The organism is Actinomadura sp. GTD37, assembly GCF_041951365.1.
Classification (GTDB): Bacteria; Actinomycetota; Actinomycetes; order Streptosporangiales; family Streptosporangiaceae; genus Spirillospora.
Map to the genome: position 1 here is coordinate 502759 of NZ_JBGNUS010000002.1, position 22056 is coordinate 524814.

19 protein-coding genes are annotated in these 22056 nt (G+C 74.5%); 1 reads left to right on the top strand and 18 read right to left on the bottom strand.

Going from position 1 to position 22056, the window contains the following annotated elements:
- Positions 1 to 91 precede the first annotated feature (91 nt).
- Entirely contained in the window at positions 92 to 865 is a 774-nt protein-coding gene (locus ACA511_RS16450) for a DUF1707 domain-containing protein (RefSeq protein WP_375025195.1), read from the top strand.
- Between the two features lie 38 nt (positions 866 to 903).
- Here the strand turns inward: ACA511_RS16450 and ACA511_RS16455 are convergent, their stop codons facing one another.
- From ACA511_RS16455 to rsmH, 18 genes are all read right to left on the bottom strand, one after another.
- Positions 904 to 2223: a hypothetical protein gene (locus ACA511_RS16455; protein ID WP_375025196.1), complete on the bottom strand. Its 1320-nt coding sequence runs from the start codon at positions 2221 to 2223 to the stop codon at positions 904 to 906.
- Between the two features lie 151 nt (positions 2224 to 2374).
- Positions 2375 to 3304, bottom strand: a complete 930-nt coding sequence (locus ACA511_RS16460; protein WP_375025197.1) for a DivIVA domain-containing protein — start codon at positions 3302 to 3304, stop codon at positions 2375 to 2377.
- 56 nt (positions 3305 to 3360) lie between these two features.
- Positions 3361 to 3657 (bottom strand): YggT family protein, encoded by a 297-nt coding sequence (locus ACA511_RS16465; protein WP_375025198.1) that lies wholly within the window; start codon positions 3655 to 3657, stop codon positions 3361 to 3363.
- Between the two features lie 21 nt (positions 3658 to 3678).
- Entirely contained in the window at positions 3679 to 4215 is a 537-nt protein-coding gene (locus tag ACA511_RS16470) for a cell division protein SepF (RefSeq protein WP_375025199.1), read from the bottom strand.
- Positions 4216 to 4320: 105 nt separating this feature from the next.
- The gene (locus ACA511_RS16475) at positions 4321 to 5034 is read right to left on the bottom strand and encodes a YggS family pyridoxal phosphate-dependent enzyme (RefSeq protein WP_375025200.1); all 714 of its coding nucleotides are present in this window, start codon (positions 5032 to 5034) and stop codon (positions 4321 to 4323) included.
- On the bottom strand, positions 5031 to 5759 hold the full coding sequence (gene pgeF, locus ACA511_RS16480; protein ID WP_375025201.1) for a peptidoglycan editing factor PgeF: 729 nt from the start codon (positions 5757 to 5759) through the stop codon (positions 5031 to 5033). The genes ACA511_RS16475 and pgeF overlap by 4 nt, the downstream gene beginning before the upstream one ends.
- Positions 5756 to 7225, bottom strand: coding sequence for a cell division protein FtsZ (gene ftsZ / locus ACA511_RS16485; RefSeq protein ID WP_375025202.1), 1470 nt, complete (start codon positions 7223 to 7225; stop codon positions 5756 to 5758). Before ftsZ ends, pgeF begins: the two co-directional genes overlap by 4 nt.
- 380 nt (positions 7226 to 7605) lie before the next feature.
- Positions 7606 to 8352, bottom strand: coding sequence for a cell division protein FtsQ/DivIB (locus ACA511_RS16490; protein WP_375025203.1), 747 nt, complete (start codon positions 8350 to 8352; stop codon positions 7606 to 7608).
- Positions 8353 to 8453: 101 nt separating this feature from the next.
- Positions 8454 to 9875 carry a UDP-N-acetylmuramate--L-alanine ligase gene (murC, locus tag ACA511_RS16495; protein ID WP_375025204.1) on the bottom strand — a complete coding sequence of 474 codons (1422 nt, stop codon included), beginning with the start codon at positions 9873 to 9875 and terminating at the stop codon, positions 8454 to 8456.
- Positions 9872 to 10966 (bottom strand): undecaprenyldiphospho-muramoylpentapeptide beta-N-acetylglucosaminyltransferase, encoded by a 1095-nt coding sequence (gene murG, locus ACA511_RS16500; protein WP_375025205.1) that lies wholly within the window; start codon positions 10964 to 10966, stop codon positions 9872 to 9874. The genes murC and murG overlap by 4 nt, the downstream gene beginning before the upstream one ends.
- Before the next feature lie 40 nt (positions 10967 to 11006).
- Positions 11007 to 12260, bottom strand: coding sequence for a putative lipid II flippase FtsW (ftsW, locus tag ACA511_RS16505; RefSeq protein ID WP_375025206.1), 1254 nt, complete (start codon positions 12258 to 12260; stop codon positions 11007 to 11009).
- A 2-nt stretch (positions 12261 to 12262) separates the two neighbouring features.
- A complete protein-coding gene (murD, locus tag ACA511_RS16510) occupies positions 12263 to 13729 on the bottom strand; it encodes a UDP-N-acetylmuramoyl-L-alanine--D-glutamate ligase (protein WP_375025207.1) in 1467 nt (488 codons plus the stop codon).
- On the bottom strand, positions 13711 to 14787 hold the full coding sequence (gene mraY / locus ACA511_RS16515) for a phospho-N-acetylmuramoyl-pentapeptide-transferase (protein WP_375025208.1): 1077 nt from the start codon (positions 14785 to 14787) through the stop codon (positions 13711 to 13713). The genes murD and mraY overlap by 19 nt, the downstream gene beginning before the upstream one ends.
- Positions 14784 to 16178, bottom strand: coding sequence for a UDP-N-acetylmuramoyl-tripeptide--D-alanyl-D-alanine ligase (gene murF / locus ACA511_RS16520; RefSeq protein ID WP_375025209.1), 1395 nt, complete (start codon positions 16176 to 16178; stop codon positions 14784 to 14786). Before murF ends, mraY begins: the two co-directional genes overlap by 4 nt.
- Positions 16175 to 17710, bottom strand: a complete 1536-nt coding sequence (locus ACA511_RS16525; protein ID WP_375025210.1) for a UDP-N-acetylmuramoyl-L-alanyl-D-glutamate--2,6-diaminopimelate ligase — start codon at positions 17708 to 17710, stop codon at positions 16175 to 16177. Before ACA511_RS16525 ends, murF begins: the two co-directional genes overlap by 4 nt.
- 81 nt (positions 17711 to 17791) lie before the next feature.
- On the bottom strand, positions 17792 to 20110 hold the full coding sequence (locus tag ACA511_RS16530) for a penicillin-binding transpeptidase domain-containing protein (RefSeq protein ID WP_375025211.1): 2319 nt from the start codon (positions 20108 to 20110) through the stop codon (positions 17792 to 17794).
- 31 nt (positions 20111 to 20141) lie between these two features.
- On the bottom strand, positions 20142 to 20861 hold the full coding sequence (locus tag ACA511_RS16535) for a hypothetical protein (protein WP_375025212.1): 720 nt from the start codon (positions 20859 to 20861) through the stop codon (positions 20142 to 20144).
- Positions 20858 to 21874, bottom strand: a complete 1017-nt coding sequence (gene rsmH, locus ACA511_RS16540) for a 16S rRNA (cytosine(1402)-N(4))-methyltransferase RsmH (RefSeq protein ID WP_375025213.1) — start codon at positions 21872 to 21874, stop codon at positions 20858 to 20860. The genes ACA511_RS16535 and rsmH overlap by 4 nt, the downstream gene beginning before the upstream one ends.
- Between the last annotated feature and the right edge of the window lie 182 nt (positions 21875 to 22056).

Sequence of the window (22056 nt, forward strand, 5' to 3'; positions counted from 1 at the left end):
CCCTCCGCCGCGCCCGGCCGGATCCGGGCGCGGCGGAGAACTTTTCCATGAGGGGTTCATCGCGACACATCTCGTTTGCGATGATGGTCCGGTGAGTTCTCCCGAACAGCCCTCCGGCTCCGACCGTCCGGCCCCGCCGTCACCCGCCAGCATGCGCGCGTCGGACGCCGACCGCGACGAGGTGGCCGACCGCCTCCGCGAAGCCCTCGCGGAGGGCCGCATCACGCCGGAGGAGCACGCCGAGCGCATCGACGCCGTCTACAGGGCCAAGACGTACGCCGACCTGGAACCCGTCCTCAGCGACCTGCCGGCCGAGCAGGCCCCGCGCCCCCGCGTCGACCTGCGCAAGGAGCCCGCGCTCGCGCCGCCCCCGCCGCAGTCGCCCAACCTCGTCGCGATCTTCTCCGGGGTGGAGCGCAAGGGGCGCTGGCTGGTCGAGCCCACCACCAACGTCTCCTGCGTGTTCGGCGGCGCCGACCTGGACTTCCGGCAGGCCGTCCTCAGCCGCGGCGAGGTGACCGTCAACGTCACCTGCGTCTTCGGCGGGGTGAACATGATCGTCCCGCCGGGGGTGCGGGTCGTCGGCTCCACCACCGCGATCTTCGGCGGGAGCGAGCTGCCGGAGGACGACACCGCGGACGCGGACGCGCCCGTCATCCGGATCACCGGGATGGTGCTGTTCGGCGGCGTCTCGGTGAGCCGCCGCGCGATCGGCGAGAAGAGCGGCGGCCGCGGTCGGCACCGGGACGTCCACGAGCTGCACCGCATGCACCACGAGGAGCGGCGGGAGCTCCACCGGGAGCACCGGGACGCCCGCCGGGAGCGGCTGCGGGAGCTGCGCGCGGAGCGGCACCGGGACCGCTGAGCCGACGGCCGCCGCCCGGGCCTCCGGGCGGCCGGCCGTCAGTCGCGGGCGTGCTCGCGGTCGGGCTGGCAGACCAGGCAGGGCGTGCAGCCCCGGGACTTCGCCTCCGTGCGGGACAGCGACTCCAGGTCGTCGGCCTCGTCGCCGATGTCCTCGATGAGGGCGCAGTCGACGCGGTGGTAGCGCTTGGTGCCGCTCAGGATGCGGACCTGCGGGCCCGCTCCGGCCGGCTCGCCCGCGGACTCGCCGCCGGACGGCTCCGGCTCGGACTCCGCGGACGGCTCAGGCTCGAACGCGTCCCGCTCGCCGGCGCCCTCGTCGGCGTGGCGCGGCTTCGGGGCCGCGGCGTCCGCGCCGGGGCGCGCGACCGGGCCCAGGTCGACGGTGACGTCCGGCGAGGCGGCCTCAGCGGGCCGCTCCCAGCCGGAGCGCGCCTCCGGCTCCGCGGCGGCGGACTCGGGCTCGGCGGCCGTCTCCGGCGCGCTGGGCGCCTCATCGGCGGTCTTGCCGAACAGCCCCGCCACGGGCATGTCGGTCATGGTCGGCCCGACCGGGCCGGGGGCGGGACGCTCCGCAGCGGCGGGCTCGTCCGTCCGCGGGATCTCGGCCGTCCGGTCGAGCGGGCCCGGCCGGTCGAACGGGCCGGGAGCGTCGAACGACCCCTGATCCTCGAAAGAGGCGGGGCCGTCGAAGGAGGCGGGCGCGGGGCGTGGCGCCGGCGCGGGCTTGGCGAGACCCGCCAGGCCGCTCTCGGAGCGCTCCGCGCCGGGCTCGCCGCCGGGGGACGCCGGCGCCGACGTCGCGGCGCGCGCCGCCAGCGCGGTGTCGGGCATGCAGGCGGTGCAGGGGCTGAACCCCTCCTCCTTGGCCTCGACGTAGGTCAGTTCCTCGGTGTCGCGCCCGGCGAGCTGCCGGCACGTGTCGAGGTGGTAGCGCTTGCGTCCGCGGACGACGAACACCATCGCGTCGTCGGGGACGTCGACGGGCGGAGCGGGCATCTCCAGCGCGTCGTCGGCCGGATCCCCGGCAGGGGGTGCGGCCGCCGGGGCACCCGTGGCGCCCGCGGTCTTCCCGGCCGGCGCCGGAGGCGCGGCCTTCCTGCGCTTGTCCTTCTTGGCCTTGGCCGTCTTCGAGCGGGCCGGCGTCGCCGAACCCCCGGGACCCCACAGCTCCTTGCGCCGCAGGAAGACCCCGATGGCCAGGCACAGCGCCGAGACGATGCTGACGGCGATCGAAATGTAGATCACGACCAGCGCGTCCAGGCCGAAGACCTGGGCGCTGTCTCCGTTGCCGGCGACGATCCCCGCCACCAGCAGGGCGATCGCCACCACGACGAGAACGCCACTCAGGATGATCACAGGGTCTCTCCCACTCGTTCGGACCGCTCGGCTACCGGCCGCGCGAAGGGCCCGGTGGCCGTCCCGCACGACCGCCCGGCATCACCGGGGTGGCGCCGCTGCCACGCCCGGCACGGGCATCGGGACGACACTATCGCCTGCGGGGGCCGCGTCAGCGCCTGTCGTGCGGCGGGTTGTCACCGCCCGCGTGGAACGCCCCCGTGGCCGAGTGCTGCACCTGCTGGCCGTGCTCGGCGGGCTGCGGGAACGTGCCCGGCGCGGGGGACGGACCGCCGGCGGCGCCGTTGCGGTTCTCACCGTGCGAAAGGCTGCTCTGCGGCCCCGTCTGCGGACCCTGGGGCGCGTTCTGCTGCGACTGGACGGGGGCCGCGCCCGGGACGGCGGCGAAGGCGCCGGTCTCGGTGCTGCCCGCCTCCAGGTCGCGGAGCTGGCCCTCCAGGTACACCTTCAGGCGGCTGCGGTACTCGCGCTCGAAGGCGCGCAGGTTGTCGACCTCGCGCTCGAGCTCCTCGCGCTGCTGCACGAGCGAGCCCATGACCTGGCGGTGCCGCTCCTGGGCGTCGCGGTCGAGGGCCTCGGCGCGCGAGCGGGCCTCGCTGACGATCTGGTCGGCCTGCCGGCGGGCCTTGCCGAGGATCTCCTCGGCCTCGCGGCGGGCGCGGCCGAGCGTCTCGTCGGCCTCCCGGCGGGCGTCGGCGATCGCCTGGTCGGCGGTCTGCTGCGCGAGCGCGAGGACGCGGGCCGCGGTGTCCATGTTGTCCTCGCCGGTGGGCGCGGCCGACATGCCGAGACCGCCGAGGACGGGCTCCGGCTCGGGCTGCTGCTGCGGCTCGGGGCGCGGCGGCTCGGGGATCTTCTGGACGTCCGGCTTCGGCTCCACGATGGGAGCGGCCATGGCGGGAACCTTGCCGCGAAGGCATTCGGCCAGCTTGGCCCGCAGCTCCTCGTTCTCCTGGATGAGGCGGTCGAGCTCCGCCTCGACCTCGTCGAGGAAGGCGTCCACCTCCTCCTCGTCGTACCCCGGCCTCAGCCTGGTGGTACTGAACTGCTTGTTCCGCACATCGGCGGGTGTCAGCGGCATGTCTCGTCTCCTTGGCGCGCTTGGAGTCTGTCCCTGAAGGACGGTATCCGATCGATCTAGGGACCGCCGAATACGGAGCCGACGACCATGATCAGGATCCAGACCACAAGGATGAGCACGGTGAAGCTGAGGTCCAGTGCAACGTTACCCAGCCGGACCGGCGGGATGAAACGCCTCAGCAGTTTCAGTGGCGGATCGGTGACGGTATAGGTCGCCTCGGCGATCACCAGCACCACCCCGGACGGCTTCCATTGGCGGGCGAACGACTGCAGGACCTCCAGCACCAGCCTCCCGATCAGGAAGAGGAGGAAGAAGTACAGGAGGTACGTCAGCACCTGTCCAGCGATGTTCACGGATACTCTCGCTTGTTGCTGTCAGCTCTGGTTGAAGAACCCACGTTCCGCCATCCGGGCCTTGTCCTCCGCCGTCACCTCCACGTTGGCGGGCGACAGGAGGAACACCTTGTTCGTAACACGCTCGATGCTCCCGTGCAGGCCGAATACGAGACCCGCCGCGAAGTCGACAAGGCGCTTGGCGTCGCTGTCGACCATCTCGGTCAGGTTCATGATCACCGGCGTGCCCTCCCTGAAGTGCTCCCCGATGGTCCTCGCCTCGTTGTAGGTCCTTGGATGCAGAGTAGTGATACGAGCGAGGTCGGTGGTACCGGACTCGTAGAGAGCCACGGAACGTCGCTCTATGGTCGACGTGGAGTGAGGGTCGCGATCCCGGTCCGCGGTCTCTTCCGCTCGGGTAAGCTGACCGCCGGATTCGTCCTCACGGCGACGGGTCTGACCGGGGTCGGTCTCGTCGTCGTAGACCTCGTACTCGTCGTAGTCGCCGTACTTGTCGTCGTAACGGTCGTCCTCCACAAGGCCGAGGTAGACCGCCATCTTGCGCATCGCGCTGGCCATACGCCCCTCCGTGTCCTGTGGCCGCGGCGCCGGGCGCGTCCGGTGCCGTCGTTGGACTGGTCCGTTGTGGCGACCCGCGTCCCGCCGGGTACCACTCGGGGGACATTACCTGACGATTGCCCGTCGGCCGCCGAGCAACGCCGTACCGATCCGCAGGTGTGTCGCGCCGCACGCGATCGCCTGCTCCAGATCGCCGCTCATACCCGCACTGACGATCCGGGCATCCGGATGGTTCCGCCTGATCTCCGCCGCCACCTCCGCGAGCCGGGTGAAGGCGGGCGCCGGGTCGGCGCCGAGCGGCGCGACGGCCATCACGCCGCCGAGCCGCAGCCCGGCCGCCCCGGCGATCCGGTCGGCGAGCCCCGGCGCCGCGTCCGGAGCCGCCCCGCCCCTCCCCTGCGCCGCCTCCTTCTCGTCCAGCGAGACCTGGACGAGGCAGCGCAGCGTGCGGCCGTCGCGGACGGCGGCGTCCGACAGGGCGGTGACCAGCCTGGAGCGGTCCACCGAGTGGACGACGTCGGCGTAGCCGGCGACCGCGCGGGCCTTGTTGGTCTGGAGCCGGCCGACGAAGTGCCAGGTGAGCGGGAGGTCGGCGCATTCGGCCGCCTTCGGCCGGGCCTCCTGGTCGCGGTTCTCGCCGACCTCGGTGAGGCCGAGTCCGGCCAGGAGCCGCACGTCGGACGCCGGGAAGGTCTTGGTCACCGCGATGAGCGTGATCTCGTCCTCGTCCCGGCCGACGGCGGCGCAGGCGGCGGCGATGCGGCCGCGGACCGCGGCGAGGCCCTCGGCCAGCTCGGCCGTCCGCTCCTCGGGGGTCACGCGTCTTCCCTGAGCCAGACGTATCCGGCGAAGCGGCCGGTGCGGCCCTCGCGGCGGTAGGAGAAGAGGCCGGCGTCCTCGATGGTGCAGCGCGGGTCGGCGTCGACGCCGGTCACCCCGGCGGACGCGAGCTGCTCGGCGACGCCGGCGCGGATGTCGAGGCCGGGCGTGCCCTTGGACGTCGTGGCGTGCGCGGCGGGCACGACGGCGGCGACCTCGTCCCGCATCCCGGCGGGGACCTCGTAGCAGCGGCCGCACGCGGCGGGCCCGATCGCGGCGGTCATCCGCGCGGGGTCGGCGCCCCGCTCGCACATCGCCTTCACCAGGGCCGGGACGACGCCGGCGGCCGTGCCGGGACGGCCGGAGTGGGCGGCGCCGACGACGCCCGCGGCGGGGTCGGCGAGGAGCACGGGCGCGCAGTCGGCGACGAGGACGGCGAGGGCGAGGCCCGGGACGGTCGTGACGACGGCGTCGACGGGGCCGGGGGCGACGGGGGACGTGACGAACGCGACGTCCGCGCCGTGCACCTGCCGCATGTAGACGGTGCGGCCGGGGTCGACGCCGAGCGCGGCGGCGGCGCGCCGCCGGTTGCCGAGCACGGCGGCGGGGTCGTCGCCGACCGCGCCGCCGAGGTTCAGTGAGTCGTAGGGGGGCCCGCTCACGCCGCCGGCGCGGCCGGTGAAGGCGGCGCCGACGCCGTCGCCCAGGGCGACGGTCGTGATCACTTCAGGAAGTCGGGGACGTCGAGGTCGTCGTCCTCGTCGAACACCACGGGACGGCGGCGCTGCCCGGAGGAGGCGGGGCCGCCGTCGTTCTCTCCCGCGTGCACGCGGGAGGAGGACTGCTCGGTGGGCTGGCGCGGCGCGGGGGCGCGCGACCCGGCGGACTCGCCGCCGTCCCGGTCGCCGGGCGGCCCGGCCGAGGTGCTCTCCGCGCGCGCGGGCTCGGCGCGGCCGGCCGCCCGTTCGTCGTGCCCCTGCGCGGGCGGCTGGGCGCGCTCGCCCTCCGGCCGCGCGGGGGCGGCCGGCGGCGCCGGCGCGGGCGGGTGCGGCGCGGCGGCGGCCTGCGCCACCGACTGCTGCGACGCCTGCTGCCCGGCGTGCCGGCTCTGCGCGCCCGCCGGCTCGGACCGCCCGACCCTGCTCGGGATCGGGTTGGCCGGGGCGGCGGGCGGCGGCGGCACCGGCCGGGGCGGCGGCGGGGGGAGCCGCTTGCTCTCCGGTTCGGGGACCGGTTTTGCGGGCCGGCCCTCGTCAAAACCCGCCGCGATCACCGTCACACGGACCTCGTCGCCGAGTGCGTCGTCGATGACCGCGCCGAAGATGATGTTGGCGTCCGGGGCCGCCGCGTTCGACACCAGCTGCGCGGCCTCGTTGATCTCGAACAGCCCGAGGTCGGAGCCGCCGGAGATGGACAGCAGCACCCCGTGGGCGCCGTCGATGCTGGCCTCCAGCAGCGGGCTGGAGATCGCCATCTCGGCCGCGGCCACCGAGCGGTCGTCGCCGCGCGCGGAGCCGATGCCCATCAGCGCCGAGCCGGCGCCGGACATCACGGACTTGACGTCGGCGAAGTCCAGGTTGATCAGGCCCGGGGTGGTGATGAGGTCGGTGATGCCCTGGACACCGGACAGGAGCACCTGGTCGGCGGCCTTGAACGCGTCCAGCACGCTGACCTGCCGGTCGGAGATCGACAGCAGCCGGTCGTTCGGGATGACGATGAGGGTGTCGACCTCGTCGCGCAGCGTCTCGATGCCGGCCTCGGCCTGCATCGCGCGGCGCTTGCCCTCGAAGCTGAACGGGCGGGTGACGACTCCTATAGTCAGCGCGCCGAGCGAGCGGGCGATGTTGGCGACCACGGGCGCGCCGCCGGTGCCGGTGCCGCCGCCCTCTCCCGCGGTGACGAACACCATGTCGGCGCCCTTGAGGACCTCCTCGATCTCCTCCCGGTGGTCCTCGGCGGCCTTGCGGCCGACGTCGGGGTTGGCCCCGGCGCCGAGGCCGCGGGTGAGCTCGCGGCCCACGTCCAGTTTCACGTCGGCGTCACTCATCAGCAGCGCCTGGGCGTCCGTGTTGATCGCGATGAACTCGACGCCCTTGAGACCCTCTTCGATCATCCGGTTGACGGCATTGACGCCGCCGCCGCCGATGCCGACGACCTTGATGACCGCGAGGTAGTTCTGCGGTGCTGCCACGACGAGGGGCCTTTCCGCTCTCTCTGACCGCCCTGCCCGGTCTGACCGACCGTGCCGCCGCGGTTTCCCGACCTGTGCACTGAGGCGGGGCCAAAACCCTCACCCTCAACTTGAGGCTTACAGTTATGTCAACCTGAAGACTGATACGGACAGTAGGGCGGCCTTACCGCCAGGGTCAACTAACCTCCCCCGAACTCCACCGGCGTGTCGCACCTGGCATGGGTTTGCCCTGGTTGGCGTCGGGCATCCGCTCGTTCCGCGGTCCGCGTGCACCGGCGTCCTCCTCCCTGTTCCGCATCCGTCCGGGTCGACCGTTCCAGCGTGCCCGATCGGGCGGCCGGAATCGCCCCGACACACGCACCCGGCTCACTTCGTCCGAATCACTTGGTCTTCAGGACCTCGGGGGAACTGATGTCGACGGTGCGGATGGCGCGGCCTGCGGCGGTGCGCCGCACGGCGTCCAGCAGCCTGATCTTCTCCCCTGCCCGCTCGGCGGCGCCCCACACCACCGTCTGCCCGTCCTTCATGTGCAGGGTCACCGTCTCCGGACCGGTCGCCGCCACCTCCGCCAGCCTGCCGCCCAGCCGTTCCGGCAGGGCGGACAGCACGGTGAGCGCCGCGCGGGTCGCCCGGTCGGACGGCCCCGGCGAGGCGACCGTCAGCGCGGGCAGCCCGGCCGGACGGGACTCCCCGTCGGCCACCGTCACCCCGTGCCGGTCGAGCAGGTGGTAGCGCCCGTCGCGCGCGAAGACCGCGATCGGCGCCCGCTCCCGCACGACGATCCGGACCGTCCCCGGCCAGTGCCGCTCGATCTTCGCCGACTCGACCTCGCGGAGCCGCTCGACGCGCTCGCCGATCGCGCCGGTGCGCAGCCGCGCCATCGGCGTGCCGAGGTCGATCCCGGCGGCGGCGACGATCCGGTCGCGGGGCGCCAGGCCGGCGCCCGTCACCTCGACGTGCCGCACCACCAGCAGCCGGGAACCGAGCAGCACCCACGTCACCAGGCCGAGCACGCCGACGACCAGCAGTGTGACGAAGACCGCCTTCCACCGGTTCGGACCGCCGCGCCCTTCGCCGGCCGCCCCCTCCTCGGAGACGGCGCGCCGGTCCGTCCGCGCCTCGGTCATGACCCAAGCTTGGCAGTCCGCCCGCCGCGCGCAGCCGACCGCCCCCGCGGCGGCGTGTCACGCGCGGAACCCGCGTGCGGAACCGGTGCGCGGAACCGGAGTCAGGACCCCGCCAGGCGCTCCAGGATCAGCGGCCCGAGCTGCGTCACGTCCCCGGCGCCCAGCGTGATGACGACGTCGCCCGGCCGGGCGAGGGACGCCGCGATGCCGGGCACCTCGTCCCGGACGGGCGCGTAGACGGTCTCCGTGCCGGCCGGGACGGCGTCGGCGACGAGGGCGCCCGTCACGCCGGGCTCCGGGTCCTCGCGGGCGCCGTACACGTCCAGGACGACCGCGACGTCGGCGAGGCCGAGCGCCGCGCCGAACTCGGCGGCGAAGAACCGGGTGCGGCTGTACAGGTGCGGCTGGAAGACCGCGATGATCCTGCCCCGCGTGCCCGACAGGGCGCCCTTCTCGCCCAGGTAGTCGCGGGTGGCGTCCAGGTCGGCGGTCAGCTCGGTCGGGTGGTGGGCGTAGCTGTCGAACACCTCGGCGCCGCCCGCCGCGCCCTTGCGCTCCAGCCGGCGCATCGCGCCGCCGAACGCGGCGAGGCCGGCCCGCACCGGCGCGTCGTCCATGCCGAGCGCCTGCGCGACCGCGATGACGGCGGCGGCGTTGAGCGCGTTGTGCCGCCCGGGGACGGCGAGCTCGACCGCGCCGGCGCCCTCGATCCCGAACCGGGAGCCGAGGCCGCGCGGGGTGAACCCGGTCACCCGCAGGTCGGCGCCCTCGGCCTCGCCGTAGGTCCGGACGGTGAGCCCGCGCGCCCGCGCCAGGTCGGCCAGCTCCATCGCGACCGGGTCGTCGGCGCCGGCGACGAGCGTCCCGCCCGGCTCGACCCGGTCGACGAAGCGGGCGAAGTTCTCCTTCACCATCTCGAAGCCGCCGTAGTTGTCGAGGTGGTCGGCCTCGACGTTGGTGACGACCGCGATGTGCGGCGTGTACATGAGGAACGAGCCGTCGCTCTCGTCGGCCTCGGCGACGAACACGTCGCCGGTGCCCTCGTCGGCGCCGAGGCCCGTGGTGACGAGCTGCCCGCCGATGCAGTAGGACGGGTCGGCGCCGGCGTGCTGGAGCGCGACCGTCAGCATCGAGGTCGTGGTCGTCTTGCCGTGCGTCCCGGCGACCGCGACGGCGCGCCGCCCCGCCATGAGGGACGCGAGCGCCTCGGAGCGGTGCAGGACGCGCAGGCCCCGGTCGCGGGCGGCCACCAGCTCGGGGTTGGCCTCCCGGATCGCCGTGGAGACCACCACGGTGTCGGCGTCGCCCACGTGGGCGGCGTCGTGCCCGACGAAGACCTTGGCGCCGAGGTCGCCGAGCTGGCCGAGCAGCTCGGAGTCGCGGGCGTCGCTGCCGGACACGGCCATGCCGCGGCGCAGCATGATGCGGGCGATGCCGGACATCCCGGCGCCGCCGATCGCGATGAAGTGGACCCTGCCGAGCTCGCCGGCGGGGACCACCTCCCCCGGGTCGATCAGGCTCATCGCGCGGCGCCCGCCGAGCGGACCACGTCGTACACCATGCGGGCGAGCGCGACGTCGGCGTCCCGGCGGCCCATCCGGCCGGCGGCCTCCGACATGTGCGCGACCCGGGCCGGGTCGGCGAGCACCGGCAGCAGGTTCCGGGCGATCCAGTCGGGCGACAGCTCGGCGTTGTCGACCAGCATGCCGCCGCCCGCCGCGACGATCGGCTCGGCGTTGAGGCGCTGCTCGCCGTTGCCGATCGGGAGCGGCACGTACACCGCGGGCAGCGCGACGGCGGCCAGCTCGGCGCAGGTCATCGCGCCCGCGCGGCACATGGCCATGTCGGCGGCGGCGTAGGCGAGGTCCATCCGGTCGCAGTAGGGGATCGTCACGTACTGCGGGCCGCCGGACGCGGGCTCGGGCTCCTCGGTGTTCTTCGGCCCGACGATGTGCAGCACCTGGATGCCCGCCTGCCGCAGGTACGGCGCGGCGGCCACCGCGGCCTGGTTCAGCGAGCGGGCGCCCTGCGAGCCGCCGAAGATCAGCAGCGTGGGCAGGTCGGGCAGCAGCCCGAAGTAGGAGCGGGCCTTGTCGCCCATCGCGAGCCGGTCGAGTGTGGCGATCTCGCGGCGCAGCGGGATGCCGACGAACGTCGGGTTCGGCAGCGGCGAGTCGGCGTGCGAGACGGCGACGTGCTCGGTGAACCGGGCGCCGAGCTTGTTGGCGAGGCCGGGCTTGGGGTTGGCCTCGTGCACGATGATCGGGACCTTGCGCTTGCGGGCCGCGAGGTAGCCGGGCGTGGCGACGTAGCCGCCGAAGCCGACCAGGATGTCGGCGCGGGCCTGGTCGAGGACGCCCGCCGCCGCGTTGATCGCTCCGCGCAGCCGGCCGGGGACCGACAGCAGCTGCGGCGTCAGCGTGCGCGGCAGCGGCACCGGCGGGATCAGCGCGAGCTCGTAGCCCCGCTGCGGGACGAGCCGGGTCTCCAGGCCGCGCTCGGTTCCGAGGCAGACGATCCCGGTGTTCGGGTCGTTGCGGCGCAGCGCGTCGGCGAGGGCCAGGGCGGGCTCGATGTGTCCGGCGGTGCCCCCGCCGGCCAGGACAACCCTCATGCTCGTTGACAACTCCTCAGCGTGGTCGAAAGGGGGGATTTCAACGCCGTGCCAGACCCAGCCAGCTTAGAGCCCTCACGACCGGTCCGGGGCCACGTGCGGAGAGTGCCTGCCGCGCGCCCGGCTCGCGTTTGGCGAAGGCGAGCAGCATCCCGAGCGCGAACAGGCTCGGGATGAGCGCCGACCCGCCGTAGGACACCAGCGGAAGCGGGATCCCCGTGATGGGCAGGACCCCGATGACGGCGCCGATGTTCACGATGGCCTGCACGACCAGCCACGCGGTGGCGCCCGCGGCGGCGAGCCGGGTGAACGGGTCCTTCACCCGCCGCGCGATCCGCAGGCCGGCGTAGGCGAGCATGCCGAACAGGCCGAGGACAACGAGGGTGCCGACGAGCCCGAACTCCTCCCCCACGATCGCGAAGATGAAGTCGGTCTCGGCGTGCGGGAGGTAGTCCCACTTGGCGCGCCCCTCGCCGAGGCCCGTGCCGAACAGGCCGCCCGACGCCACCGCGAACAGGCCCTGCGTGCCCTGGTAGTTGGTGGTGAGCTGGTTCCCGGACGGGTCGAGGAACCCGGTGAGGCGCTGCATCCGGTACGGCTCGACGACGATGAGGATCGACACGAGCAGGCACACGAGCCCGGCGATGCCGACGAACAGCCGTCCGGGCGCGCCGACGACCCACAGCAGCGAGAGGAAGATGGTGAGGAGCACCAGCGTGGTGCCGAGGTCGCTGCCCAGCATGACGAGCAGGACGAGGATCCCGGCGCCCGGCATCAGCGGGACGAGCAGCGGCCGCCACTCGGTGAGCTGGCCGAGCCGGTCCTTGCGGGCCAGCAGGTCGGCGCCCCACAGCACGAGCGCGAGCTTGGCCAGCTCGGACGGCTGGATCTGCACGGGCCCGAGGTCGACCCAGCGGGTGGCGCCGCCCGCGCTGCGGCCGAGCCCCGGCACGAGCACCAGCGCCAGGCAGACGATCGACAGCAGCACCAGCGGGTAGGCGAGCGCGCGGAACGTCCGCACCGGCAGCCGGGAGCCCAGCCACATGCCCGGCAGCCCGATCACCATCCACATGGCCTGCTTCTGGAACAGCGTGTACGCCGACCCCGTCGCCTGGAGCTGCTTCACGCTGGACGCCGACAGCACCATCGTCAGGCCGAGCCCGAGCAGCATCATCGAGCAGCCCAGCACCAGGTAGTAGGAGGTGAGGGGCCGGTCGAGCAGCCCGACGGCGGCGGCCACCTGCTCGCGCGGCCCCGGACGCCCGCCGCCCTCCTCCTCGGCCGCGGCGGTCACGGCTACGGGACGTCCCCGGCGGGGGACGTCCCGGCGAGCCGCTCCACGGCGGCGATGAAGGCGTCGCCCCTGGCCGGGTAGTTCGCGAACATGTCGAAGGACGCCCCGACGGGCGCGAGGAGGACGGTGTCCCCCGGGCGGGCGAGGCCCGAGGCTTCGCTGACGACGCGGTTCATGGCCCCAGTGTCGGTGTCGGAGACGTCGACGACCGGGACATCCGGGGCGTGTCGCGCGAGTGCCTCCGCGATCCGGTGCCGGTCGCGTCCCATGAGCACGACGCCGCGCAGCCGCCCGGCGCACGAGCGCACCAGGTCGTCGACGTCCAGGCCCTTGAGCAGGCCGCCGGCGATCCACACGACGGGCTCGTAGGCGGCGAGGGACGCGGCGGCGGCGTGCGGCTGCGTCGCCTTGGAGTCGTTGACGTAGGCGACGCCGGCGACGTCCGCGACGTGCTGGATGCGGTGCGGGTCGGGGACGAACGAGCGCAGCCCCTCGCGGACGGCCTCGGGCGGCGCCCCGAACGCGCGGGCCAGCGCGGCGGCGGCCAGCGCGTTCGCGACGTTGTGCGGCGCGTACGGGCGGACGTCGCCGAGCGCGGCCAGCTCCGCGGCGTGCCGCGCGGGGTCATCGGTGAACGCCCGGTCGACGAGGAGTTCGTCGACGACGCCGAGCTCGCCGGGGCGCGGCACCCGCAGGGTGAACCCGATCCGCCGGTCCACGCCCTCGGCGCGCTCGGCGAGCGCCGCGGACGTGTCGTCGTCGGCGTTGAAGACCGCGACGGTGCCCGGCGCGTAGATCTTGCCCTTGGCGCCGACGTAGGCGTCCATGGTGCCGTGCCAGTCGAGGTGGTCGGGGGCGACGTTCAGCACGACCGCCGCCTCCGGGGCGAGCGAGCTGGACCAGTGCAGCTGGTAGCTCGACAGCTCCACCGCGAGGACGTCGTACGGCTCGGCGTGCCGCTCCCCGGCGGACGACGCCCCGGCGCCCTCGACGACCTCCACGATGGGCGTGCCGACGTTGCCGACGGCGAGGGCCTTGCGGCCGGCGGCGGCGAGCATGCACGCCAGCATCCGGACGACGGTGGTCTTGCCGTCCGTCCCGGTGATGGCGAGCCACGGCGCCGCGCCGGGCCCGCGCAGCCGCCACGCCAGCTCGACCTCGCCGATGATCTCGATGCCCGCGGCGGCGGCCGCGGCGAGCAGCGGCGCGTCCGGCCGCCAGCCGGGCGAGGTCACGACCAGTTCCGTGCCCTCGGGGAGGCGCTCGCCGTCGCCGAGCCGGACCGCGGCCCCGCGGGCCTCCAGCTCGGCGGCGTGCCCGCGCTGCTCCTCGCCGTCGCGGGCGTCCACGGCGGTGACGCGGGCGCCGCGCCCGGCCAGCACGCGGGCGGCGGCGCGGCCGGACACGCCGAGCCCGGCCACGCACACCGGCAGGCCGTCCCAGGGCTCGCTCACTTCTTCGGCATCCATTCCAGGTAGAACAGGCCGAGCCCGGCCGCGGTGAACAGCGCGGACATCAGCCAGAAGCGCACGACGATCGTGGTCTCGGCCCAGCCGGACATCTCGAAGTGGTGCTGCAGCGGCGCCATCTTGAAGATCCGTTTGGGCTGCGGCATGAACTTGCCGGTCAGCTTGAACCCGCCGACCTGGATCATCACCGACAGGGTGATCATCACGATCAGCCCGCACAGGATGGCGAGCAGGAACTGGGTGCGGGTGAGGATCGCCAGGCCGACCAGCACGCCGCCGAGGGCCAGCGAGCCGGTGTCGCCCATGAAGATCTTCGCGGGCGGGGCGTTCCACCACAGGAAGCCGAACACGCCGCCGAGCACGGCCGCGGCGACCACCGCGAGGTCGAGGGGGTCGCGGACGCTGTAGCAGTTGGGGGCGAGGGCGGCGGCGCAGCTGTTGCGCAGCTGCCAGTTGCCGATGATCACGTAGGCGGCCAGCACCATGCCGGCCGGGCCCGCCGCGAGGCCGTCCAGACCGTCGGTGAGGTTCACGCCGTTGGACATGGCCGCGATGAGCAGCAGCGCCCACAGCACGAACAGGTACGGGCCGATCGAGGGGCCGAAGTCGCGCAGGAAGGACAGGCGGGGGTCGGCGGGGGTGACGTCGTAGCCGTTGGGGAAGTTGAGGGAGGCGACCGCGAACACGACGCCGACCAGGATGATCCCGATCATCTTCGCGCCGCTGCGCAGGCCGAGGCTGCGCTGCTTGAACACCTTGATGTAGTCGTCGACGAACCCGACGAGGCCGAGGCCGGTCATCAGGAACAGCACCAGGAGGCCGGAGATCGTCGGCTCGTCCCCGGTGGCGAGGTGCGCGGCGCCGTAGCCGACGAGCGCGCCGACGATGAAGACCGTCCCGCCCATCGTGGGGGTGCCGCGCTTCTTGAGGTGCGCCTCCGGGCCCTCGTCGCGGATCATCTGGCCGTAGCCGAGCCGGTTGACGATCCGGATCCACACCGGTGTGCCGACCATCACGAAGATCAGCGCGACGCCGGCCGCGATGATGATGTTGGTCATCGGGCGCCCTCCGCGAGGAGCGCCGCGGCCACCCGTTCCAGTCCCGCCACGCGAGAGCCCTTCACCAGCACGACGTCCCGCGGCCCGAGCCGCTCGCTGAGCGCGGCCACCGCCGCGCCGACGTCATCCACCTGCACGCACTCTCCCGTCCATGACCCCACTTGCCCGGCCCCTTCGGCCATCGCCGCCGCGTTCGCGCCGACCACGATGAGCCCGGCGATCCCGCTGCGCGCGACATGCTGCCCGATCTTGGCATGTTCCGCCACGGAAGAGGCGCCGAGTTCGGCCATCTCGCCCAGGACCGCGTACGCGCGGCGCCCGCGGGCCATGTGGACGAGCACGTCGAGCGCGGCGCGCGTCGAGTCGGGATTGGCGTTGTAGGCGTCGTTCACCACGGTCACCCCGTCGGCCCGTTCGGTGACCTCCATCCGCCACCGGCTGACCGGCACGGCCGCCGACAGCCCCTCGGCGATCGCGCCGGGCCCGAGGCCCGCGGCCCGCGCCGCGGCGGCCGCGGCGAGCGCGTTCGGGACGGCGTGCGACCCGTGCAGGCGCAGCGCCACCGGCGCCGTCCCCTCCGGCGTGACCAGGGTGAAACTGGCGCGGCCCTGCTCGTCGAGCGTCTCGCCGGCCGCCCGGACCACCGCGTCCGGCGCGCGGCCGAACGTGACGACCTCGCCCCGCGTGCGGGACGCCATCGCGGCGACGAGCGGGTCGTCGGCGTTGAGGACCGCGGTCCCGCCCGGCGGCACCGCCTCCACGATCTCGCCCTTGGCGCGGGCGATGTTCTCCCGGCCGCCGAACTCCCCGACGTGGGCGGTGCCGACGTTCAGCACCACCCCGACGTCGGGCCGCGCGATCCCGGTCAGGTAGGCGATGTGGCCGATCCCGCGCGCGCCCATCTCCAGGACGAGGTTGCGGGTCCCGGCGTCGGCGCGCAGCACGGTGAGCGGCAGCCCGATCTCGTTGTTGAACGAGCCCGGCGGGTACACCGTCGGCCCCGCCCGGCCCGCCAGCTGCCCGATGAGGTCCTTGGTGGAGGTCTTGCCCGCCGAGCCGGTGACGGCGATGACCGTCACGTCCGGGAGCCGCTCCAGCAGGCCCCTGGCGAGCCGTCCGAGCGCCTCCTGGACGTCCGGCACGACCACGCACGGCCCCGCCACGGGGCGCTGCGCGAGCACCGCGGCGGCCCCGGCGGCGAGCGCCCCGGCCGCGAAGTCGTGCCCGTCCGCGCGCTCGCCCTTGAGCGCCGCGAACAGCGCCCCGGGCGCCGCGGCGCGGGAGTCGACGACCACGGGACCGCTCACCACGACGTCCGGGGCCCCGGGCGGAGGCCCGTGCCGGGTCCCCCCCGTGATCTCCGCGATCGTCGACAGCGGAAGTGGGATCACGCCTGCGTCCCGTCCCCTCTAGTCCCTCGTGTCCGGCGCCGGAGGGCCGCGCGGACGACCTCGCGGTCGTCGAACGGATGCACCTCGCCCGCCGCGTTCTGCCCCTGCTCGTGGCCCTTGCCCGCGACGACGACGACGTCGCCGCGGCGGGCCCGGCCGACGGCCAGCCCGATCGCGGCGGCGCGGTCGGGCTCCACCACGATGTGCGCGCGCTCGGGCTGCGGCACCTTGAGCCCGCCCTCGACCATAGCGGCGAGGATCGCGAGCGGATCTTCCGACCTCGGGTTGTCGTTGGTGAAGTACGCCGCATCGGCGAGCCGGGCGGCGGCCTCGCCCATGAGCGGCCGCTTGCCGCGGTCCCGGTCGCCGCCGCAGCCGAGCACCACCGTGAGATCGCCCTCGGTGACGGGCCGCAGCGCGTTCAGCACGGCCTCGACCGCGCCCGGCTTGTGCGAGTAGTCGACCAGGGTGACGAAGTCCTGGCCCTCGTCGACGCGCTCCAGCCGGCCGGGCACGCCCGGCAGCGACGCGACGCCGCGGACGGCGGCCTGCAGCGGGATGCCGGCCTCGACCAGCGCGACGATCGCGGCGAGCGCGTTGGCGACGTTGAACGGCCCGGCGAGCAGGACCTCCGCGTCCGCCTCGATGCCGCCGGGCCCGACGACGCGGAACACGCTGCCGTCGGCGCCGACGCGCACGTCCTCGGCCCGCCAGTCGGCCGCCGGGTCGCCCGACGCCGAGAACGTCGTCGTCGGCACCGCGGAGATCGCCAGCAGTTCCCGGCCGTAGTGGTCGTCCAGGTTCACCACGCCCACGCGGGAGTACTCCGGCGTGAACAGCCGCGCCTTCGCGAGGAAGTAGTCCTGCATGGTGGGGTGGTAGTCGAGGTGGTCCTGGGAGAGGTTCGTGAACACCGCGACCTCGTAGCGGGCGCCGCCGACGCGGCCCTGCACGAGCGCGTGGCTGGACACCTCCATCGCGGCGGCGCCGACGCCGCGCTCGCGCATCATCGCCAGCAGCGCGTGCAGGTCGGTCGCCTCGGGGGTGGTCAGCGCGCTCGGCACCCGCTCGCCGCCGACCCGGATCTCGACGCCGCCGACCAGGCCCGTCTCGATCCCGGCCGCGCGCAGCCCCGCGTCGACGAGGAACACGGTGGTGGTCTTGCCGCTGGTGCCGGTGACGCCGATGAGGGTGATGTCGCGCCCCGGCTCGCCGTACGCCCACGACGCGGCGTCGCCGAGCCGCGCGCGAACGTCGGGCACCACGAGGACCGGCAGGCCCGCCGCGGCGGCCCGGTCGTACCCGCCGGGGTCGGTGAGGATCGCCGCCGCGCCCGCGTCGGCCGCCTGGCCGGAGAACTGGGCGCCGTGTGCGCGCGCGCCGGGCAGCGCCGCGTAGACGTCGCCGGGCAGCACCGCCCGCGAGTCGTGCGTGATCCCCGTGACCGACACGCGGTCCCAGCCGTCCTGCTCGATCCCGAGAAGCTCCGCCAGCCCGCTCAGCGGTCGGGCCGGATTTGTCGTCGGACGCATGGCTGTTCTTTCGGTGCGAGCGGAACGGGACCGCTGGGACACGGGTGGTGGGCTCACAGGCGAGGAGGGTACTCGCTGCGATCAGTCTCGGGCGTGGATCTGGACGATCGGCGGCCTGCTCCGCGTCGGCGGGATCTTCTGGGACTGGAGGGCGAAGCTCATCACGTCCCGGAAGACCGGTGCGGCCGCATCGCCACCATAGTGGCTGCCCCGCTTCGGGTCCCGCAGGACGACCTGCACGACGAGCTGCGGGTCGTCCGCCGGGGCGAACCCGGCGAACGACGCGGTGTAGCCGCCGCCCTCGTAGGTGCCGGTGCGCGGGTTGACGTTCTCGGCGGTGCCGGTCTTGCCCGCCACGCGGTACCCCTTGATCTGCGCCTTCGGGGCGGTGCCCTCGTCGGTGGTGACGCCCTCCAGCATGTCGCTGATCTGCCGGGCCGTCTTCGCGCTGATGACCTGCCTGCGCTGCGGCGCGGGCGCCGGCGTGAACGCGTCGTCCTCGCCGACGGTGCCCTCGACCAGGGTGGGCGCGACGCGGACGCCGCCGTTCGCGATGGTCGCGTACACGCTCGCCATCTGCACCGCGTTGACCGACACCGTCTGGCCGAACGCGATCGGGTACCGGTCGGTCCCCGACCACTTGTTCGGCGGCTGCAGCAGGCCGGGCGTCTCACCGGGCAGCTGCAGGCCGGTCTTCTGCCCGAAGCCGAACTCGCGCAGCGTCTGGTAGAGCCGCTGCTGGGAGATGCTCTCGCTGGCCATGATGGTGCCGACGTTGCTGGACTTGGCGAGCACCCCCTGGAACGTGAGCCGCTCCGTCGGGTGCGGGTGCGAGTCGTGGAACTCGACGTCGTACTTCTTGATCTTGTCGGGGACGGTGTAGGGCGTCAGCGGCGTGACGCCGCCGTGCTCCATCACCGCGGCGGCCGTGACGACCTTGCCGGTGCTGCCCGGCTCGTAGGCGTCCTGCACCAGCGGGCTGCCCCACAGGGACCGGGCGGACTCGCCGTAGCGGTTGGGGTCGAACCCGGGCGCGGACGCCATCGCGAGCAGCTTCCCGGTGCGCGGGTCCATGACGATCACGCTGCCGCCGGCGGCCTTGGTCGCCTTCACCTGCTTCTCGATCGCCTCCTGCGCCCGGAACTGCAGGTCGCGTTCGAGCGTGAGCCGGAGGCCGCGGCCCGGCACGGAGGGGCGCTTCTGGTCCTCGCCCATGGGGATGTGCTGGCCCTCCAGGCTGATCTCCACCCGCTGCCAGCCCGCGCGCCCGGCGAGCACGTCGTTCATCGAGCTCTCCAGGCCGGCCGCGCCCTTCCCCGTGTCGTTCACGAAGCCTATGACGCTCGCGGCCAGCGAATCGTTGGGGTATTCGCGGCGGTATTCCGGCAGAGTCCCGATTCCGGGGAAGTTCCACGAGGTGATGAGCCGGGCCTGGTCGGGACGGACGCCGTGCGCCAGGTACACGAACCGGGTGTCGGTCTTGCCGATCTGCCTCATCAGCGTCGCCGGGTTCAGGCCGAGCGTCGGGGCGAGCGCGTTCACGACCGCCTGCCGCCTGCCCGGCTCGATCAGCGACGGGTCGGCGTAGATGGCGCGCGCCTCCACCGTCATGGCGAGCGCGTTCCCGTCGGCGTCGGTGATGTCGCCGCGGACGGCGGGCAGCTTGATCTCCTGCATCCGCTGCCGCATCGCCTCCTCGGTGTACTTGCCGGACTCGATCGTCTGCAGCTGGACGAGGCGCCCGGCGAACAGCGACAGCACGAACGCGACGGCGAGCAGGCCGACGTTGAGCCGCTTCATCGGGTCGCGGCGGTGGAAGGGCACGCGGGGGCGCGGCCCGCGGCCCGGCGGCCGCGGGCCCGAGCCGCCCGCGCGGGCGCCGCGGGCCGCGCCCGCGCCGCTCTTGCGGGCGCCGGCGGCGGGCGGCTTCTTCCGCGCGGGCTTGGCGGCCGGGGCCTTGGGCGGCTCCTGGCGCGACGCCGCCCTCCGCTCGGTCCCCTTGCCCTCCGCTCCCTTGCGCCCTGTTTCCTTGCGCCCTGTTTCCTTGCGCGCCGTTTTCTCGGGCGCCGTCTTCTTGGGCTCGGCGCTCTTGCGCTCGGCGCCCTTGCGTTCCGCGGGCTTGCGCGGGGTCTCCCGGCGGGGGGAGCCGCCCGTCGCGCCGCCGGTGCCGGTGCGCGAGGGACGGCGGGGCGCGCCGCCCTTCTTGCCCGGCCGTCCCGCGCCGTCCGCCCGCGCGCCCGGGGAGCGCGGAGTGCCGCCGGTCTGATGCCCGGACGCGCGCGCCGCGCCCGGGCCGCTCTTGTCGTCCCGCCCGGCCGACCCCCGGGGCGCCCGGCCGTCCGGGCCGCGGCGCCGGCCGGGCGGAGGGCCGGGGGGCCCGGCTCCCGGCCGTTTCGTCACCGCGTCCCCCGCTCCCCGGTGCCGCGCCCCGTCACGGCGCCCCGCCTCCGGCCCGGGCGCCCGCGCCGGCGGACCCCGCCGCCGGGGCCCGGACGCCGTCGCCGGGCACCACGGTGCCGGGGACGCCGAGGACGCCCGCCGCGCCCGCCGACGCGGCGGCCGCGTGCGGGACGGGACGGATCGTGCCGCCGCTCGCCCGGCCGGTGTCGGGGTCGAAGAAGGCCGGGTCCTCGGCCTCCTTCATACCGAGCGCCCTGGCCTTCTGCGACAGCCCGGCCGGAGAGCCCTCGCGGGCGATGTCCTCCTCGTACGCCTGGCGCTGCTGCTCCAGGCGCTTGTTGCTCTGCTGGAGCCGCGTCAGCGTGAACGCGTCCTGGGCGAGGACGGTGTTCAGCAGCAGCAGGCTCACCAGGGCGCCGCCGAGCAGCCCGACGATGAGCAGCACGAACGGCGTGCGCGGCGCGGCCCGCTGGACCGCGGCCGGACGGGCCCGCGCGCTCTTGCGGGCCGCCGGCTTGGCGGCCGTGCCCTTGGACGCGGTCTTGACCGTGCTCTTGGACGCGGTCTTGACCGTGGTCTTGGACGCGGGCTTGACCGTGGTCTTGGCCGGGCCCTTGGGCGCGGTCTTCGGCTCGGTCTCGGCCGGCGCGCCGGGCGCGGGCTTCGCCGCCGCGGCCCGCGCCGCGCCCCTCGGCACAGTGGTCCTCTTCTTCGGCGCCTTGGTCGGCGGGCGCCTGCTCGTCGTCGTCATGTCGCCTCCCGGACCCGCTCCGCGGCGCGCATCCGCACCGATCCGGCCCGTGGGTTGGTCGTGGTCTCCTCGCCGGACGGCAGCTCGGCTCCGCGCGTCAGGAGCCGGAACCTCGGCTCGTGCTCGGGCAGCGGGACGGGCAGGTCCGGCGGGGTGGTGTCGGCCGCCTGGGCGGCGAGGACCTGCTTGGTGATGCGGTCCTCGAGGGAGTGGTAGGACAGGACGGCGATCCGGCCGCCGACCGGGAGCGCGCCCAGGGCGGCGGGCAGCGCCCGGCGCCAGCTGTCGAGTTCGCCGTTCACCTCGATGCGCAGCGCCTGGAAGGTGCGCTTGGCCGGGTTGCCGCCGGTGCGGCGGGTCGCGGCCGGGATGGAGGTGCGCACGAGGTCGGCGAGCCGGCGGGTGGAGTCCAGCGGGGCGCGCTCGCGCTCGCGGACGATGGCCGAGGCGATCCGCTGGGCGAACCGCTCCTCGCCGTACTCGCGCAGGATCCTGGCGAGCTCGGCGGGCGGGTAGCCGTTGACGACCTCGGCGGCGGTGAGGCGCTGGGTGCGGTCCATCCGCATGTCGAGGGGCGCGTCGTAGGAGTAGGCGAAGCCGCGGCCGGCCTCGTCGAGCTGCGGCGAGGACACCCCGAGGTCGAACAGGACGGCGTCCACCGCGCGGACGCGGAGCCGGCGCAGCACCGCCGGGATGCCGTCGTAGACGGCGTGCTCCAGCGTCACCCGGTCGCCGAAGGGCGCGAGCCGCCGCGCGGAGCGCTCCAGCGCGACGGTGTCGCGGTCGAGGCCGATGAGCCGGAGCCGCGGGACGGCGCGCAGCATCGCCTCGGCGTGGCCGCCCATGCCGAGCGTGCCGTCGAGGTAGACGGGGTCGCGGCCGGTGACCGCCTCCGCGGCGGGGACGAGCAGGTCCAGGACGCGGTCGAGCATGACCGGCACGTGGCCGCCGTCCTGCCCCCGGTCGCCGGCCGTGCGGTCGGCGCTCTCGGACGCGTGGTCGCCTGCGTCCATGCTTCACCCCCCTGTACTGCCACCTCGCTCGCGGACTTGTGTGGCATCGCCGGACCGGACCGTTTCCGTGCCCCCGGCGGCGGCCTCGCCCGGCCAGGTCCCCATCCGCTGCCCTAGAGGAAGATCACCGCGTTTCCGCGGGGGGTCGCCGCCTGGCACCGGGGAAGCTGCGCCAGCCGGCT

What these genes read in the sequence shown, in the direction of transcription:
- ACA511_RS16460 (WP_375025197.1), bottom strand. Translation starts at nt 3,304, where the DNA reads ATGCCGCTGACACCCGCCGATGTGCGGAACAAGCAGTTCAGTACCACC.
- ACA511_RS16470 (WP_375025199.1), bottom strand. Translation starts at nt 4,215, where the DNA reads ATGGCCAGCGCGATGCGCAAGATGGCGGTCTACCTCGGCCTTGTGGAG.
- ACA511_RS16490 (WP_375025203.1), bottom strand. Translation starts at nt 8,352, where the DNA reads ATGACCGAGGCGCGGACGGACCGGCGCGCCGTCTCCGAGGAGGGGGCG.
- murC (WP_375025204.1), bottom strand. Translation starts at nt 9,875, where the DNA reads ATGAGCCTGATCGACCCGGGGGAGGTGGTCCCCGCCGGCGAGCTCGGC.
- murG (WP_375025205.1), bottom strand. Translation starts at nt 10,966, where the DNA reads ATGAGGGTTGTCCTGGCCGGCGGGGGCACCGCCGGACACATCGAGCCC.
- murD (WP_375025207.1), bottom strand. Translation starts at nt 13,729, where the DNA reads ATGGATGCCGAAGAAGTGAGCGAGCCCTGGGACGGCCTGCCGGTGTGC.
- mraY (WP_375025208.1), bottom strand. Translation starts at nt 14,787, where the DNA reads ATGACCAACATCATCATCGCGGCCGGCGTCGCGCTGATCTTCGTGATG.
- ACA511_RS16525 (WP_375025210.1), bottom strand. Translation starts at nt 17,710, where the DNA reads ATGCGTCCGACGACAAATCCGGCCCGACCGCTGAGCGGGCTGGCGGAG.
- ACA511_RS16535 (WP_375025212.1), bottom strand. Translation starts at nt 20,861, where the DNA reads ATGACGACGACGAGCAGGCGCCCGCCGACCAAGGCGCCGAAGAAGAGG.
- rsmH (WP_375025213.1), bottom strand. Translation starts at nt 21,874, where the DNA reads ATGGACGCAGGCGACCACGCGTCCGAGAGCGCCGACCGCACGGCCGGC.